General features: G+C 70.0%; 14 protein-coding genes. 6 read left to right on the top strand and 8 right to left on the bottom strand.

Annotation, left to right across the window (positions count from 1 at the left end):
• Positions 1 to 3: 3 nt before the first annotated feature.
• Positions 4 to 459: a MarR family winged helix-turn-helix transcriptional regulator gene (locus HWD99_RS10325; protein WP_241796167.1), complete on the bottom strand. Its 456-nt coding sequence runs from the start codon at positions 457 to 459 to the stop codon at positions 4 to 6.
• 173 nt (positions 460 to 632) lie between these two features.
• Here HWD99_RS10325 and HWD99_RS10320 point away from each other — a divergent pair, with 173 nt between their 5' ends.
• Positions 633 to 2,186, top strand: coding sequence for an MFS transporter (locus tag HWD99_RS10320; RefSeq protein WP_241796166.1), 1,554 nt, complete (start codon positions 633 to 635; stop codon positions 2,184 to 2,186).
• Here HWD99_RS10320 and HWD99_RS10315 read toward each other — a convergent pair.
• Positions 2,178 to 2,759: a TetR/AcrR family transcriptional regulator gene (locus tag HWD99_RS10315; protein ID WP_241796165.1), complete on the bottom strand. Its 582-nt coding sequence runs from the start codon at positions 2,757 to 2,759 to the stop codon at positions 2,178 to 2,180. The genes HWD99_RS10320 and HWD99_RS10315 overlap by 9 nt on opposite strands.
• Positions 2,760 to 2,832: 73 nt before the next feature.
• On the opposite strand from HWD99_RS10315, the gene HWD99_RS10310 reads away from it, so the two are divergent.
• On the top strand, positions 2,833 to 4,233 hold the full coding sequence (locus tag HWD99_RS10310) for a threonine/serine exporter ThrE family protein (protein WP_241796164.1): 1,401 nt from the start codon (positions 2,833 to 2,835) through the stop codon (positions 4,231 to 4,233).
• 128 nt (positions 4,234 to 4,361) lie between these two features.
• Positions 4,362 to 5,513, top strand: coding sequence for a calcium:proton antiporter (locus HWD99_RS10305; protein ID WP_241796163.1), 1,152 nt, complete (start codon positions 4,362 to 4,364; stop codon positions 5,511 to 5,513).
• A 97-nt stretch (positions 5,514 to 5,610) separates the two neighbouring features.
• Here HWD99_RS10305 and HWD99_RS18530 read toward each other — a convergent pair whose 3' ends face one another.
• Positions 5,611 to 6,456, bottom strand: coding sequence for a LuxR C-terminal-related transcriptional regulator (locus tag HWD99_RS18530; protein ID WP_274618173.1), 846 nt, complete (start codon positions 6,454 to 6,456; stop codon positions 5,611 to 5,613).
• A gap of 94 nt (positions 6,457 to 6,550) precedes the next feature.
• Here HWD99_RS18530 and hxlB point away from each other — a divergent pair, with 94 nt between their 5' ends.
• Positions 6,551 to 7,132 carry a 6-phospho-3-hexuloisomerase gene (gene hxlB / locus HWD99_RS10295; protein ID WP_241796162.1) on the top strand — a complete coding sequence of 194 codons (582 nt, stop codon included), beginning with the start codon at positions 6,551 to 6,553 and terminating at the stop codon, positions 7,130 to 7,132.
• Between the two features lie 82 nt (positions 7,133 to 7,214).
• Positions 7,215 to 7,838 carry a 3-hexulose-6-phosphate synthase gene (gene hxlA, locus HWD99_RS10290; RefSeq protein WP_241796161.1) on the top strand — a complete coding sequence of 208 codons (624 nt, stop codon included), beginning with the start codon at positions 7,215 to 7,217 and terminating at the stop codon, positions 7,836 to 7,838.
• A gap of 88 nt (positions 7,839 to 7,926) precedes the next feature.
• Here the strand turns inward: hxlA and HWD99_RS10285 are convergent, their stop codons facing one another.
• The 5 genes from HWD99_RS10285 to HWD99_RS10265 all read right to left on the bottom strand — a co-directional run bounded on the left by HWD99_RS10285 (position 7,927) and on the right by HWD99_RS10265 (position 13,688).
• Positions 7,927 to 8,865 (bottom strand): PfkB family carbohydrate kinase, encoded by a 939-nt coding sequence (locus tag HWD99_RS10285; protein WP_241796160.1) that lies wholly within the window; start codon positions 8,863 to 8,865, stop codon positions 7,927 to 7,929.
• Positions 8,862 to 10,400, bottom strand: coding sequence for a glycoside hydrolase family 32 protein (locus HWD99_RS10280; protein WP_241796159.1), 1,539 nt, complete (start codon positions 10,398 to 10,400; stop codon positions 8,862 to 8,864). The genes HWD99_RS10285 and HWD99_RS10280 overlap by 4 nt, the downstream gene beginning before the upstream one ends.
• A gap of 69 nt (positions 10,401 to 10,469) precedes the next feature.
• The gene (locus HWD99_RS10275) at positions 10,470 to 11,360 is read right to left on the bottom strand and encodes a carbohydrate ABC transporter permease (protein ID WP_241796158.1); all 891 of its coding nucleotides are present in this window, start codon (positions 11,358 to 11,360) and stop codon (positions 10,470 to 10,472) included.
• 7 nt (positions 11,361 to 11,367) lie between these two features.
• A complete protein-coding gene (locus tag HWD99_RS10270) occupies positions 11,368 to 12,306 on the bottom strand; it encodes a carbohydrate ABC transporter permease (protein WP_241796157.1) in 939 nt (312 codons plus the stop codon).
• The gene (locus tag HWD99_RS10265) at positions 12,306 to 13,688 is read right to left on the bottom strand and encodes a sugar ABC transporter substrate-binding protein (protein WP_241796156.1); all 1,383 of its coding nucleotides are present in this window, start codon (positions 13,686 to 13,688) and stop codon (positions 12,306 to 12,308) included. Before HWD99_RS10265 ends, HWD99_RS10270 begins: the two co-directional genes overlap by 1 nt.
• 276 nt (positions 13,689 to 13,964) lie before the next feature.
• Between HWD99_RS10265 and HWD99_RS10260 the strand changes: the two genes are divergently transcribed.
• Positions 13,965 to 14,990, top strand: a complete 1,026-nt coding sequence (locus tag HWD99_RS10260) for a LacI family DNA-binding transcriptional regulator (RefSeq protein WP_241796155.1) — start codon at positions 13,965 to 13,967, stop codon at positions 14,988 to 14,990.
• Positions 14,991 to 15,315 lie beyond the last annotated feature (325 nt).

The following is a 15,315-nucleotide window of genomic DNA, read 5'->3' as shown; positions in this document are numbered from 1 at the left end:
AGATCACTCGGTGCGCGGCTCGACCCCCACCCCTCGGGCCAGGTGCGACAGCGCGTCGGAGATCGAGACGACCTCGCGCAGGAGATCGGCGGATGCCGTGCGCAGCCGGTCCGAGCGGTGAGCGCGCACCACAGCGACATCCCGCCGCGCCTCCTCGGTCAGAGCGAACCCCGCCCCTCGCCCGTCCACCGCAGGGACACGCTCGAGCAGTGCCTCCCGCTCGAGCGCGTGCAGCGTGGCACTGACGTTGCTGCGCTGCAGGTCGATGCTCCGAGCGATCTGCGTCGCCGTGACCCCGGGAGTCACCGCGACCTCATGCAGCACGAGGATCTCTCGCGCGGTCAGTCGACGCCGGCCGGGAAGGTCGAGACCTCGCGGCTCGATGCGGTTCGCGATCGAGATCACGGCATCCGCGAACCGCTCGAGGTCGGCATCCGGAATTGACGGCGAAGCATCCATTTGTGTATTATTTCATACGCTTCTGAGGGGGCGCCACCGGCACGAGGGCCGACCGCGCTCGTGTAGCCGTCGTCGCTGCCACCCAGGTCCTCCGGGCACCCGACGGCGCTCCTCGCGAAGCTCTGTGCTCGTCGCGCCCTGCATCCGACCGAACCGACGAAAGCACTCTCCTCATGACCTCCACCGCCGCACTCACGGCACCGCCCCGCAAGGCTCCGCGCGGGCATCCGATCGCCACCCTCATCGCCGTGTCCCTCGGCCTCTTCATGGTCGGCCTCGACGCCACCGTCGTCTCGATCGCGAACCCCGCGATCGCGGCGTCGCTCGGCACGACGTTCACCCAGCTGCAGTGGATCACGCACGCATACCTGCTCGGCCTGGCCGTCTGCCTGATCCTCGGCGGCACGCTGGGCGACCGATTCGGTCGCCGCCGCGTGTACATCATCGCGGTCGTCGCGTTCGCGCTCACCTCGGTCGCGATCGGACTCGTCGGCAGCGCAGTCGGCGTGATCGTCTTCCGCGCCCTGCAGGGCATCAGCGCCGCCCTGCTGATGCCGCAGACGCTGTCGATCCTGCGGGCGACGTTCCCCCGCGAGAAGTTCGGCATGGCGGTCGGCATCTGGGGAGGCGTCTCCTCGGTGGCGATCGCGGCCGGCCCGATCGTGGGCGGCGCGCTCGTCGCCACCCTCGGCTGGGAGTCGATCTTCTTCGTCAACGCCCCGATCGCCGTCATCACGGTGATCTTCACGGCGCTCGTCGTGCGCGAGTCGACCGCGGGCAGCTCGACCGTGCGCTTCGACCTGCCGGGGGTCATCCTGCTCGGGATCGGCCTCGCGGGCGTCGTGCTCGCGATCGTGCAGTCCGAGGACTGGGGCTGGGGCGACCCGCGCACCCTGCTCGTGCTGGGCGGCGCCGTCGTCGTGCTCGCGGTCTTCGTGCTGGTCGAGCGGCGCAGCGCCCACCCGCTGCTGCCGATGTCGCTCTTCCGCGAGCCGGGCTTCTCGATCGGCGGCCTCGCCGTCGGCGCGAACTTCTTCGCGCTGCTCGGCGTGACGTTCTTCCTGAGCCTGTTCCTCATGAACCTCCGCGGCGTCGAAGGCGTCGTCGCCGGCGTCATGCTCCTCCCCCTGTCGGCCGTGTCGATCATCGCCTCGCCGATCGGCGCCGTGCTCGTGAGCCGTATCGGCACGCGGGTGACCATGACGATCGGGCTCGCGCTCGTGGCGCTGTCGCTCGTCGCACTCACCCCCATCGGCGTCGACTCGCCGTACCTCGCGATGGCGATCCCGTTCGTCACGCTGGCGCTCGGGGTGGGGCTCACCATGACCGCCGGCGCGGATGCCGTCGTCGGCAGCGCCCCCGTGCAGCTCGCCGGTGTCGCGGGCGGCTTCCAGGCCACCATGCTGCAGCTCGGCGGGGCGCTCGGCACCGCCGTGTTCGCCGCGGTCGTCGGTGCGGGGAGCGCGCGCGGCGCTGCCGACCTCGGCCTGACGGCGTCGCAGACCGACGAGCTCGCACAGGGCATCGTGCCCGCGGGGCTCGGCGGCGAGGCCACCGCGGTCGCTCAGGAGGCGTTCCTGTCGGGACTCCACTCCGCGATGCTCGTCGGCGCGGGCGTCACCGCGGTCGTCGCGGTGCTCGCCGCGGTGCTGCTGCGCAGCGCACGCCGCCACACCCCGCAGGAGGTCGTCGTCGAGACGATCGAGGGCGCGGTCGGGTCACGCTGATCGGGTGATCCGCTCCACCGCGTCGACGACCTCCGCGAGATCGCGGGGGTCGTCGTCGAGGGCGCGGTGGATCGAGATCCCCTCGATCATGGCGTCGAGCAGCCTCGCCGTCTGCGGGTCGAAATGGCGCTCGAGCGCGGCGCGGCTGCGCTGCATCCAGGCCGTGGTCAGCGCGCGATAGCCGGGCTCGCGAGTGGCGAGCGTGTAGAGCTCATGCGCGAGTACGAGGTCACGGGTGCCGTGCGCCACGTCTTCGACGATGATCGCGACGACCGCGGCGCGCGCCGACTCCGCATCGGATGCCGCGGCCATGCGCTCCTCGAACCGTGCGCTGATCGTGGTCGCGAAGCGGGTGAAGGCCTCGCGCAGCAGCTCGTCGATGCCGGCGAAGTGATAGGTCATCGACCCGAGGGGCACGCCGGCCGCCGCGGCGATGCGACGGTGCGACGCTCCGGCCACCCCGGACTCGGCGATCACGTCGAGGCACGCCGAGATGATGCGCTCGCGCCGCTCCGGGTCGTTCCGGCGACCGCTGCGACTACCCGCGGCGTGCTCCGCGATGTCGTCCGTCATGCGTCGAGGATAGCAACTCTGCGTACACCCGTACCCATCTGATCCCGCGGTCCCCGATGACACAATGGACGACATGTCCGCGAATCCCCAGCGGCGACTGCTCGCCTCGATGCGCAGGATCCTGCACACCGACCCCTCGTCCGTCGCGCACACCGAGGCCATGCCCGTGATCGACGAGCGCACGGTCCCCCGGGTGCTCGACCTCGCGACGCGCATCGGCGAGGCGATGTTCGCGGTCGGAGCGTCGGCGCACGAGGTGACGCTCGCGATCATCCGCGTGTGCGACGCCTACGGCATGCGCGGCGTGCAGGTCGACGTGACCTACAACTCGATCACCGTGTCGTTCCACCTCAGCGGCGAGGTCTGGCCCGAGACCCTCGTGCGGGTCGTGCGCGTCGCCGCCCCCGACCACGACAAGCTGCAGCGGGTGCAGGCCCTCGTGGCAGACATCGCCGACGGCCTCGACCTCGAGTCGGCCCGCACCGCGTTCCGCGTCATCCGCCGGGTGCCGTTCCGCTACCAGCAGCCCGTCGTCGTCGTGGCCCGCGCGCTGCTCGCGGTCGGCGTGAGCATCATGCTCGGCGCGTCTCCGATCATCGTCGGACTCACCTTCATCGCGGCACTGGGCGCGGCGATCACACAGGCGGGTCTCGCACGCATCCGGGTGCCGCTGTTCTTCAGCCAGATCGCCGGAGGTCTCGTCACCACGGTCGTCGCGGTCGCGGTGTCGGCACTCGGGTCGGCGGGCATCGAGCCGTTCGTCGGCATCCGCCCCTCGATCATCGTCGCCTCGGGAATCGTCCTGATGCTGGCGGGCCTCACCGTGGTGGGCGCCGCGCAGGACGCGATCGACGGGTTCGCCCTGACCGCCGGCGGACGCATCCTCGACCTGACCATGCAGACCCTCGGCGTCGTGATCGGCATCCTCGTGGGCCTGCAGCTCGGCAGCGTGCTCGGGTTCACGATGGACCTGCCCGACGACCCCGCACCCTTCGGTCCGCTGCTGAACCAGTTCGTCGGCGCGATCATCATCGCGATCGCGGTCGCGGTGTTCAACGGCGCAGGGGTCCGCATCATCCTCGTGAGCGCGCTGCTCAGTGCGATCACGATCGCGGGGTACTCGAGCATGATCGCCCTGCAGCTGCAGCCGGCGGCGGCCAGCGCGATCGGCGCGCTGCTCGCGAGCTTCGTCGGCGTGCTGATCGCCCACAACCTGCATGTGCCGTCGGTCGCCGTCACGACCGCGGCGATCGTGCCCCTCGTGCCCGGTGTCGCCGTGTTCCAGGGACTGCTCGAGATGGTGCACGCCGCGGGAACCACGACGGGCGTGCTCGGCATCGGCGGATCGCTCGTCGCCGCCGTCGTCATCGGTGTGGGTCTGGCGTCGGGCGCGTCGCTCGGCCTGTACCTCGGCACCCCGGTGCGGGCCACGCTGAACGGCGTCACCAAGACGCGCGCCCGCGCGCGACGCTGACCAGCGGGTGATCAGGCGCCGCCCACCCCGCTCGCGTACCATCGAGGCAGAACGCTGACACAGCACGCGGCCGGGACGACCCGGGCGCCTCTCTCATCGGGGACGGCCCCGCCTCGAAGGAGCTGCAGATGTCGCACACCTCACAGACCCGACTGGTCGGCGCCACCGACGTCGGACGGATCGTCCTCGGCTGGGGTGCCTTCGGCATCCTGCTTCTCATCCACCCCGTGATCGCCGCGCCGGCGCCCGCGCCGACGCTCATCATCGCGCTCGCGGTCATCATCGCCGTGATCATCGCGTGCGCTTTCGGGGTCGTGAAGCAGGCCGAGGCCCTCGCCCACAAGCTCGGCGATCCCTACGGCTCGCTCGTGCTCACGCTCTCGATCGTGCTGATCGAGGTGATCCTGATCTCGGCGGTGATGCTCGGCCCCGGTGAGCACGCGACGATCGCCCGCGACTCGGTCATGGCGGTCGCGATGATCATCCTCAACCTGGTGATCGGCCTCTGCCTGCTGCTCGGAGGTCTGCGCCGCGGCGCCATGGCCCACAACCGCACCGGCACCTCGGCCTACCTCGCGATGCTCATCGTGCTCGGATCCCTCGCCTTCGCGCTGCCCGCGCTGATCGGCGAGGCCGGGTCGTACACGCTCGGCCAGGCGATCCCCGTCATCATCCTGACCCTCGGCCTTTACGCGTTCTTCCTGTTCCGCCAGATGGGGGCGCAGGCGTCCGACTTCACCGAGGTCGATGAACGGCTGCGCTCGGGTGCGGCGGCGTCGGACGAATCCGGGGCATCGGGCGGGATCGTCGCGGTGCTCCGCGAGAACCGCCGCGAGGTGGTCATCCGGCTCGCGCTGCTCGTCGTCACCGTGGTGCCGATCGTGCTGCTCTCGCACGACATGGCCGCGCTGCTCGACGACGGACTCGGACGCCTCGGCGCTCCCCCGGCCCTCGCCGGAGTGCTGATCGCGATGATCGTCTTCCTGCCCGAGTCGATCACCTCGGTGCGCGCCGCGCTCGGCGGCGAGGCGCAGAGGGTGAACAACCTCTGCCACGGCGCTCTCGTCTCGACCGTCGGACTCACCATTCCCGCGGTGCTGATCATCGGGATGCTGACCGGGCAGACCGTGATCCTCGCCGAGTCGCCCGCCAACCTGCTGATGCTGGCGGTGACGCTGCTGCTGTCGGTGGCGACGTTCAGCGCCAAGCGCGTCACGGCGATGCACGGCGCCGCGCACCTGGTGACGTTCGCGGCGTACCTGCTGATCCTGTTCAGCTGATCCTGTTCACCTGAACCCGCGCCGCCGTTCGCCCCCTCATCGCCACCTGCCCGCACGAACGGGGCCAGCCCACCCGTTCGGGTAGTCGACCCGAACCTCAGCCGCGCACGACCGCGGCGAGCTCGGCGCGCGAGGTGGCGCCGGACTTGCGCAGGAGATTGGAGACGTGGAACTTCACGGTGTTCTCGCTCACGCCCAGGGCCTCGGCGATCTCACGGTTGCGGCGGCCGGATGCGACGAGGCGCAGCACGTCTCGTTCGCGTGGACTCGCGTCGATCGCATCCGGCAGCTCATCGGGTTCCGCGGGCGGATCGAGCGGCAGGCGGATGCTGACCTCGGAGCCCCACCCGGGCGTCGACGCGACCGACAGATCACCGGTGAGCGACGACACCTGCTCGGCGATCGGTCGCAGGGCGTCGTCGTGGGTGGTGAGCTCGCCGCTGCCGTCATCGCGGATCGCGATGAGCAGGTTGAGCCCGTCGCAGTCCCACTGGATGCGCACGCGCCGGGTCTCGCCCCGGTCGACGATCGCCAGCACGGTGCTGCGCACGATCGAGCGGGCCGAGTGCGCGATCTCGCCGGGCAGGGCGCGCCCGTTCGCGGGCGGCTCGACGAACTGCACGTCGAGCTCGCTGAACCGGACGAGCGGGCGCAGGTCGCTCTGCAGGCGCTCGAACGCCCCGGTCACCGGCTCGAGCCCCGATCCGAGCTCGTCGTTGAGGGTGCGCAGACCGACGAGGGCACCCGCGGCGACATCGACCGCGACGGCCCGCGCCGCCCGATCGTCGAGACGCGGCGAGCGCAGGGTCGCCAGCAGTGATTCGAGCGTCAGCGCGTAGCGGTCGCGCTGCTCGGCCAGGGCGCGGGAGTGCTCGGCCGCGAGGCGTCGCGAGGCGGGGGTCGTGCTCGTGGTCTCGGTCGGGCTCGTGGTCTCCCCGGTCATAGCCACCTACTCTAATCCGACCTACCCGTTCGGGTAGTCGTTTCCATCCGGATGCAGGAGCGCACGGCAGCGCGCAGACGGCGAGAGTGGAGGGATGACGACCTCTGCCCCCCTCTCGACCGGCGCCGCGATCTCCCTCATCGCGAACGAGGTGCTGCGCGCCGCGGAGCGCACCGGCGTCGCATCCGCCCGCAGCCTCGACGATCTCGCCGACCTGATCGACGGTGCTCCCCGCGTGTTCGTGATCGGCGCCGGCCGCTCGGGCCTCGCCCTGCGGATGACCGCCATGCGGCTCATGCATCTGGGACTCGAGGTGCACCTGGTCGGCGAGGTCACCACACCGGCGATCGCTTCCGGTGACGTGCTGATCACCGCGAGCGGCTCGGGCACCACCGACTCGATCGTCCGCGCGGCGCAGCGTGCGGCGTCCGTGGGCGCCCGCGTCGGCGTGATCACCACCGCCGAGGACTCCCTCCTCGCGGCCCTCGCCGACGTGTGCGTCATCGTGCCCGCCGCGCAGAAGCTCGACCGCTCGGCGACCGCCTCGGCCCAGTACGCCGGCGGTCTCTTCGAGCAGGTCGTCGTCGTGATCGGCGACGGGATCTTCCACGCGCTCTGGAAGCGGCGGGGCTCGTCGGCCGACGAGCTGTGGGAGCGCCACTCGAACCTCGAGTGAGCCCGTCCGCCCACCGGCCCCTTCGTCCCTCCACTGTCACCCGTCGATCCCGATCGACACCCTCACCAGAACGGAACACCCCATGAAGCTGCAGTTCGCCATCGACACCCTGAGCACCGAGAAGGCCCTGGAGCTGGCCGCCGCCGCCGCGCCGCACGTCGACATCCTCGAACTCGGCACCCCGCTCATCAAGAGCGAGGGCCTGTCGGCCATCACGGCTCTCAAGAACGCCCACCCCGACAAGGTCATCTTCGCCGACCTCAAGACGATGGATGCCGGTGAGCTCGAGGCCGACATGGCCTTCGGGGCCGGCGCCGACCTCGTCACCGTGCTCGGCGCAGCCGACGACAGCACGATCGCAGGCGCCGTGAAGGCGGCCACCGCGCACGGCAAGGGCATCGTCGTCGACCTGATCGGCGTGGCCGACAAGCCCGCGCGCGCCCAGCAGGTCATCGGCCTCGGCGCGGAGTTCGTCGAGATGCACGCCGGACTCGACGAGCAGGCACAGGAGGGCTACTCCCTCGACAGCCTGCTGACCGACGGTACCTCGTCGGGGGTTCCGTTCTCGGTCGCGGGCGGCGTCAACGCCTCGAGCATCGCCGCCGTGCAGTCGTCGGGTGCGCGCGTCGCCGTCGCAGGCAGCGCGATCTACTCGGCACCGAACGTGGGCGACGCCGCCGCAGAGCTGCGCGCCGCGATCGCCTGACACCGGCGAGCACGACGCGAACCGCGGAGGGGAGTCTCGACTCCCCTCCGCGGTTGTGCGTCGGCCTCCCCCGCCTCCGACCGATCCTTCACCGTGCCCGGCCGAGGTCCGCCGGATACGGAGGCGCGGCTCCGGCGCGCGAGACCGCGACCGCCGCACTCGAGAGCGCGAGGTCGATCGCCGTCTCGATGCGGGCACGATCGTCCGCGCCGATCGCACGGCCCGCCGCGACGAGCGTTGCGGCTGCGCCGGTGCTGACCAGGCCGAACAGGAGGCCCGACATGAAGGCGTCGCCGGCGCCGATCGTGTCGACCACGTCGACCGGCAGGGCCTGGCCGACGAACACCTCGGAGTCCGCCGAGAGCACGGCCGCGCAGCCCGCTGCGCCGCGCGTGACGACCGCGAGTCGCGGGCCCAGGTCGGCGATGTGCCGCAGCACCGCCTCCACCTCCATGCCGGGGTAGAGGTACTCGGCGTCGGCGTCGCTCAGCTTCACGACGTGCGCGGCGCGCATGATCTCCTCCACGCGCACGAGCGCCTCGTCGCGCGGCCCCATGAGCTGCGCTCGGACATTCGGATCGTATGCCCGGAGCGCGGTGTCGGGAGCGGCCGCCAGGATCGCCGCGACCGCGCGAGCGCCCGGCTCCAGCACCGCGCCGAGTGAGCCGACGTGCACGAGGTCGACGTCGAGGTCCTCGCCCAGAGTGGCAGGCACCGCGTCGGGCAGCGTCCAGCGCAGGTCGAAGTCGTAGGTGGCCACGCCGTCGGCGTCGAGCGTCGCCACCGCGCGGGAGGTGTGCTCGCCGGCACACACCGATCCCCGCGCGAGACGCACCCCCTCGCGCACCACGTGCTGCGCGAGCATGCGTCCGTGCTCGTCGTCGCCGATGCTCGTGAGCAGCGTGGTTTCGAGCCCGAGCCGGGCGAGTCCGACGGCGACGTTCAGGGGCGAGCCCCCGGGATGCGCCACCTCGTCGACCACGTCGACGAGCGCCTCGCCCACGACGAGCATCCGGGGCGCGCTCACAGGGCGCTCGAGATGCCGAGCGACGCGTCGGAGACGACGCCGCCGAGGGCGGAGACGACGACCGTGCCGCCCGACAGCGCCGGCACGAGCGCGGTCATCACCCGGTCGCCGTCCTGCGCGAACAGCTCGACCGACGACACCTCGTCATTGAGCACGTCGACCCAGATCTCCCACTCGATACGACCGGCCGGGTCGACGGGCATCGACTGACCCTCCGAGAACGCGGCCGGCAGATGCCCCGCGTGCGCCGAGCGATCGAGGTCGATGCGCCCGCTCGCCCGGTCGTACCGGATCGTCACGATCGCCCCGGCATTCACTCCTGCCCCGGCATCCGCTCCTGCCCCGAGCCGCACCTCGATGCCGCGGGCGTCGCCGAGGGTCGCCGCGATCCGTATGCGGCCCGCTCCCGCGAGGCGCGTCTCGGTCGCGGCGGTGCCGTCGAGCCGTCCGAGCTGCACCGCGTGCTCCTCGCCCTCGACCCTCACGACGGGGCGCTGGCGCAGTCGCACGGCGCCGTCGACGCCGCGCACGAGAGACAGGCGACGCGGCAGGGTCATGCCGCTCCGCTGCGGGCTCGATGCGTCGGCGGGCATCTCCCGCGCATACTCCCAGTTGTCCATCCAGGCGATCAGGGTCCGGTCGCGGCGAGCGAGCCCGTCGAACGTCACTCCGGCGTAGCAGTCCCGGCCGAAGTCGATCCACCCGAACCGCTCCAGCTCCGCGCGGGTCGGGGTGTGCGCTCGGTCGACCTCGTGACCGGGCGCCTCGTGCGGCTCGGTCGAGGTGAACGAGACTCCGTCGAACTGCCCCACCACGTAGTGCGTTCCGGATCCCCCGGCGATGCCGCCCGGGTTCATGCTGATCAGCAGCACCCAGCGCACATCGTCGTCATCGCCGTCCACCGCGAGGGGGAACATGTCGGGGCATTCCCACACACCGCCGACCGGGCCCGCCGGGCCGTAGGACGACAGGAAGACCCAGTTCTTCAGGTCGTCCGATCGATGGAACAGGACCTGCCTGTCCTGCGCCTCGACCGCCACCACCACCCAGTACGCGTCGCGCCCGTCGTCGTAGCGGAAGACCTTCGGGTCGCGGAAGTCGGCCGTGCCCCGATCGAGGACGGGGTTCCCGTCGTACTTCGTCCACGTGTATCCGCCGTCGACGCTGTAGGCGAGCGACTGCGCCTGATGCCCCGGCGCCGCGGCGGTGTAGATCGCCACGAGGGGCGGTGCCGCGTCGGTGCCGAATCCCGAGGTGTTGCCGTGATCGACCACGACCGACCCCGAGAAGATCTGCGCGTCGTCATCCCAGAGGATCGCGGGTGCATGCTCGACCCACCGCGTCAGGTCCGTGCTCGTCGCGTGCCCCCAGCTGATGTTCCCGTGCACGGAGCCGAGGGGGTTGTACTGGAAGTAGAGGTGATAGCGACCGTCGTGGAACACCAGACCGTTGGGGTCGTTCATCCAGTTCCGCCGGGGAGCGAAGTGCATCCGAGGCTGCTCGATGCGGACGGGGGAGAGATCAGTGGTTGTCACCGGGACTGTCGTCTTTCTGTGGAGCGGTTGGTGGTTCGATGCGGGCGAGGCCGCACTGCACCGGGGCGGTCACTTGCCGACTCCCGCGGTGAGCCCCTCACGGAGGGGCTTCTGCCCGAAGAAGAAGACCAGCAGGGCGGGGATCATCGACAGGATCACACCGGCGAGCACCGTCGAGATGCTGCCGGTGCCGAGGTTGCCCTGCAGCGTCACGAGCCCCAGCGGCAGGGTGAAGTTCTGATCGCTGATCGTCATGATCAGCGGGCGGAAGAACTCGTTCCAGTGGTAGTTGAAGGCCAGGATCCCGACGATCGCGAGGGCCGGGGTCGCAAGGGGCAGGTACACGCGGAAGAACGTGCGCCACGGCCCTGCGCCGTCGAGCTGGGCCGCCTCGCCCAGCTCGGCCGGGATGCCGAGGAAGTACTGCCTCATCAGGAAGGTGCCGAAGGCCGTCGGCAGCGCGGGAACGATCAGCGCGAGCAGCGTGTCGGCGAGACCCATCCCCCGCACGAGCATGAACACGGGCACGATCGTGACCTGCAGCGGCACCATCATGGTCGCCAGCACGAGGGCGAAGAGCATCTTCTTGCCGCGGAACTCGAACTTGGCGAAGACGTAGCCCGCCATCGCCGCGGAGAGCATCTGTCCGGCCGCGACGAGCAGCACCACCAGCGCGCTGTTCCAGGCGTACAGCCACACGGGGATGCGGGCGAACACGTCGACGAAGGCGCCGAAGCCGACGCTGACCTCCTGCGTCACGCTGTCGGTGGGTGTCAGCGCGGTGAACAGCGTCCACACCACGGGGCCGAGGGTCAGGAACGCGGCGATCGCCAGGATGAGGTACTTCGCGCCGGTGCCGAGGCTGTACAGCCAGGTGCGCGTCGACGGCGGTGTCGCGGGGGCGGTGGAGGGCGGTGTGGTCCTCGAGGACACAGCCTCGGTGGCGGTCGTGGTGGTCATGATTCCCTCACCCGTAGAAGACGAATCGGCGGCTCAGCCGGAATTGGATGGCGGTGACGAGCATGATCAGCAGAGTGAGCACGATGCCGATCGCGGACGCTCCCCCGAAGTCGAGCTGCCGGAAGGCGGATTCGTAGATCACCATGACCGCCGTCCGCGTCTCGTCGCCGGGACCGCCGCGGGTCAGCACCCACGGCTGGTCGAAGATCTGCAGGGCGTTGATGATCGCCATCACCGAGGCGACGAGCATCGTCGGGCTGATCAGCGGCAGTGTGATGAGGCGGAACTGGACCCATCCGGTGGCTCCGTCGAGCGACGACGCCTCGTACACCTCGCCGGGGATCGCGGCCAGGCCGCCGATGAACAGGAGGAAGGTGAAGCCGAAGTTCTGCCACACGTACACCAGCAGCACCACGACCTTCGCGCCGAGTCCCGTGGTGAGCCAGCCCACGTCGGCGATGCCGATGAGGTTCAGCGTCTGATTGACGAGCCCGAACTCCTGATTGAAGAGGTACGCCATGATCAGCGACACCGACGCGGCCGACAGGATGAGCGGGAAGAACAGCGCCGAGCGGAAGAAGCTGCGCAGCCACGTCGGCATCTTCGACTGCACCAGGATGGCCAGGCCCAGCGCGACGGCGAGCTGCAGCAGGACCGCGACGACGACGAAGCCGATCGTGTTCAGGAACGAGACGCTCACCGTGGGGTTGGTCGCGAGATCGACGAAGTTGTCGATGCCGACGAACTCGGGCGCCGAGATGATGTCCCACCGGAAGAAGGCGAGGACGAACGACCCCACGATCGGGACGAGGTTGAAGAGTCCGAGCCCGATGAGGGTGGGGGCGAGGAAGATCCAGACGAAGAAGCGCCCTGATCGCGCCGCCGTGCCCGTCTGCGTCCGCACCGCCGCCGGGATCGTCACGGTCTGCGTGCTGCTCGTGGACATCAGCGTCCTCCCAGTGCGAGTTCGAGGTCGCGCTGCATGGTCTCGAGACCGCGGCGCACGCCCGAAGGGCCGTTCGTGATCGTCGAGACCACGTTCTTGATGAGTGCCGATTCGACGGCGGCCTGCTGCGGCGGCGCCGGCATCGGCCCGGTGTCGGGGAACTTCTCGAGGGTGTCGTAGAACACCTCCCAGTGGGCGGGTCCGACCCCGGCCCCGTAGAGCTCGGTGTTGAGCGAACGCCGCGGTGAGGAGGAGTCCGGCTTCGGATGCGCGATGCGCATGCCGTCGAGCGAGACGCAGTACTTCAGCCACTCCCAGGCCTCGTCCTTGCGCGACGAGGTCTCCATGATCGCGTACCCTCCCGCGCCGAACTGGTGGCGCTGGCCGGCCATCCGCGGGAAGTACGTCACGTCGTAGGCGTCGTTCGCGACCCCGGCCTCGGCGAGGCCCTGCACCCAGAACCCGCCCGCCGGCGTCATCCCGACCGATCCCGTCGAGAACAGCGAGACGAGTTCGTTGCCTCCGCCCTGTGCGGGGTTCGCGGCGAGTCCCTCCGAGACCATGCTCTGCAGCACCGAGAAGCTCTCGATCGACCGCTCGTTCAGCGCATCCGCCTGCTGCCAGACGAAGCCGCCGCTGCGTCCGCGCTCGTCGGGATAGAAGCGGTTCCAGAACCAGTCGCCGCCGGTCGCCTTCTCCTCCCGGAGGAAGCTCGTGTTGTTGACGTAGAGCCAGGGCACCGCCCCGCCCCACAGGCGGTTGTTCCAGAAGTACGGGAGGAACTGGCCCGATGCGCTCTGCTTCATGGCCCGCGCCGTCGAGAGGAAGTCCTCGAGAGTCCAGTTGTCCGCGGGCCGCTCCAGGCCCGCGCGCTCCAGCGCCTGGGTGTTGTAGAACACGTTGGCCGCGTTGAAGTTGTCGGGGAGCTGGAAGAGACTGCCCTGATACATGAAGGATTCGATGAGCGACGGATGCACGTCGTCGAAGTACTCCTGCATCTCGCTCGCATCGCGCCGCACGTAGTCGTCGAGAGGGTGCGCGAGACGCGAGGCGAAGAGCTGCGACCCTTCGGTCGCGACCGTGACGACGTCGGGCGGAGTGCCTGCGGCGATCATCGTCAGGATCTTCGCGAAGTACTCGCTCCAGTCCTGGCCCTGGATGGCCACGATCCGCACCTCGATGGTCGGATGCTTCCGCTGGAACCCGGCGACGAGCGACTGCCGCGCCATCGCGTCCTGCTGCGTCCCGAAGAGGGCGACGGTCAGTGTGTCGCCGCCGCGTCCCGGGATGTCGGCCCCGGTGAGCCGAGGCCACGAGATCGCCGTGCCGACGATTCCCAGTCCGATCGCGCCGAGCAGCGCTCGACGAGTGAGATCAACCACGATGTCTCTCCTGTGTCCATCACTCCCCCTGACGTCGCGTCACCGGCGTCGGTGAGGCGATCTCCGCGCGGCACCCTGTCGGATCCGGCGGTGTCATCGGTGAAGCTAAATTGATTCAGCATGAGGACAGTAGCACCGCCTGGCACCCGGCGGCAACAGTTTTGCTAAATTGATTCAACATCCGGGATGCGGGGGCTGGAGCGACTTCTCCCTAAGCTGGGTTCGACCCCGCGGGCGCGACACGACGGGACGCGACGGGACGGGACGGAGGGGCAGATGCCGAAGAACGTCGAGCGCAGGCCGACACTCGCCGACGTCGCCGCGCGCTCCGGGATGTCGAAGACCGCGGTCAGCATGATCCTCAACGACCGACCGGGATCCCGCCTGTCGGCCGAGGCTGCGCGGCGGGTGCGCGCCGCCGCAGAGGAGCTGGGCTACCGGCCCAACCCCGCCGCACAGAGCCTCCGGCTGGGGAAGACCAGGACAATCGGATTCATCTCCGATCAGATCACCGTGACGCGCTACGCCTCCGAGATGATCCGCGGCCTCCTCTCCGCCGCGAAGGAGCACGGTCACACGGTGCTCATCGCGGAGACCGAGGGCGACGACGACATGATCTCCGATGCCGTGCAGGAGATGATCGACCGCCGCGTCGACGGAATCCTCATCGGACTCCTCGGCGCCCGCATGATCGACGTCCCCCAGACGCCGCCCGACGTGCCGATCGTGATCATCAACGGCACCAGCCCGGCAGAGCATCCCTCGGTCCTCCCCGACGAAGAGGTGGCCGGCGCGGCGATGGCGAAGCTTCTCCTCGACGCCGGCCACCGGCACATCGGCGTCATCGGCAACAACCCCTGGGCCGTCTCATCACCCCGGCACTCGGTGACGATCGGGCTGCGATTCACCGGCATCGCGGCGGCGTTCGCCGAGGCGGGCATCGAGCCGATCATGGTCGACGTCCGCGAATGGAACCCCGACGTGGGGTACGACGAGACCCTGCGGATGCTCGACGAGCACCCCGAGATCACCGCGATCCTCGCCGGCAACGACGGAGTCGCCTTCGGCGCCTACCAGGCGATCGCGGAGCGCGGGCGCCGGGTCCCCGACGACATCTCGGTCGCCTCGTTCGACGATGAGGAGCTGGCGAGCTTCCAGCGACCGGGCCTGACCACGGCCCGACTGCCCTACGACGTCATGGGACGGGCGGCCGTCGAGATGCTGCTCGGAGACAGACCGCTCGGCGCACAGCTGGTCCCGATGCCCGTGATCATGCGGGAGTCGATTCGCGACGTGCGGTGACGTCGCGCTGAGGCGAGCGGGGTTTCTGCGCCCCCTATCTCCCCGTGTCGGGGGTGTGTTCTTCGGGATGCTGGGACAGTGGTCTGGTGTTCCGGAATATGCTTCTGATCTGGTCGAATAGTGGCGGGTTTCGGGGTGGGAATGTCGGTGGTGGCGGGTTGGATGGGGTCATGCCCACCCGCACTCGCACGCTCCTGGACCAGGCCGTCGCCTGCCTCGATGAGGTGCTCGCCGACACCGCGCTCGCCGGGTTGACCGAGGCGGAGCGTGTCGACGTGCTGGTGTCGGCGGGGGCGGTGTTCCGGCGGGTGGAGGCCGTGGTCGT

Origin of the sequence: Microbacterium sp. C5A9, from assembly GCF_022627955.1 — a bacterium.
Classification (GTDB): Bacteria; Actinomycetota; Actinomycetes; order Actinomycetales; family Microbacteriaceae; genus Microbacterium.
This window is presented reverse-complemented; position numbering and strand designations above follow the sequence as displayed.

Bases quoted from the DNA above. Each gene is read 5' to 3' on its own strand.
- HWD99_RS10325 (WP_241796167.1), bottom strand. From the start codon at position 459: ATGGATGCTTCGCCGTCAATTCCGGATGCCGACCTCGAGCGGTTCGCG.
- HWD99_RS10320 (WP_241796166.1), top strand. From the start codon at position 633: ATGACCTCCACCGCCGCACTCACGGCACCGCCCCGCAAGGCTCCGCGC.
- HWD99_RS10315 (WP_241796165.1), bottom strand. From the start codon at position 2,759: ATGACGGACGACATCGCGGAGCACGCCGCGGGTAGTCGCAGCGGTCGC.
- HWD99_RS10310 (WP_241796164.1), top strand. From the start codon at position 2,833: ATGTCCGCGAATCCCCAGCGGCGACTGCTCGCCTCGATGCGCAGGATC.
- HWD99_RS10305 (WP_241796163.1), top strand. From the start codon at position 4,362: ATGTCGCACACCTCACAGACCCGACTGGTCGGCGCCACCGACGTCGGA.
- HWD99_RS18530 (WP_274618173.1), bottom strand. From the start codon at position 6,456: ATGACCGGGGAGACCACGAGCCCGACCGAGACCACGAGCACGACCCCC.
- hxlB (WP_241796162.1), top strand. From the start codon at position 6,551: ATGACGACCTCTGCCCCCCTCTCGACCGGCGCCGCGATCTCCCTCATC.
- hxlA (WP_241796161.1), top strand. From the start codon at position 7,215: ATGAAGCTGCAGTTCGCCATCGACACCCTGAGCACCGAGAAGGCCCTG.
- HWD99_RS10275 (WP_241796158.1), bottom strand. From the start codon at position 11,360: ATGACCACCACGACCGCCACCGAGGCTGTGTCCTCGAGGACCACACCG.
- HWD99_RS10270 (WP_241796157.1), bottom strand. From the start codon at position 12,306: ATGTCCACGAGCAGCACGCAGACCGTGACGATCCCGGCGGCGGTGCGG.
- HWD99_RS10260 (WP_241796155.1), top strand. From the start codon at position 13,965: ATGCCGAAGAACGTCGAGCGCAGGCCGACACTCGCCGACGTCGCCGCG.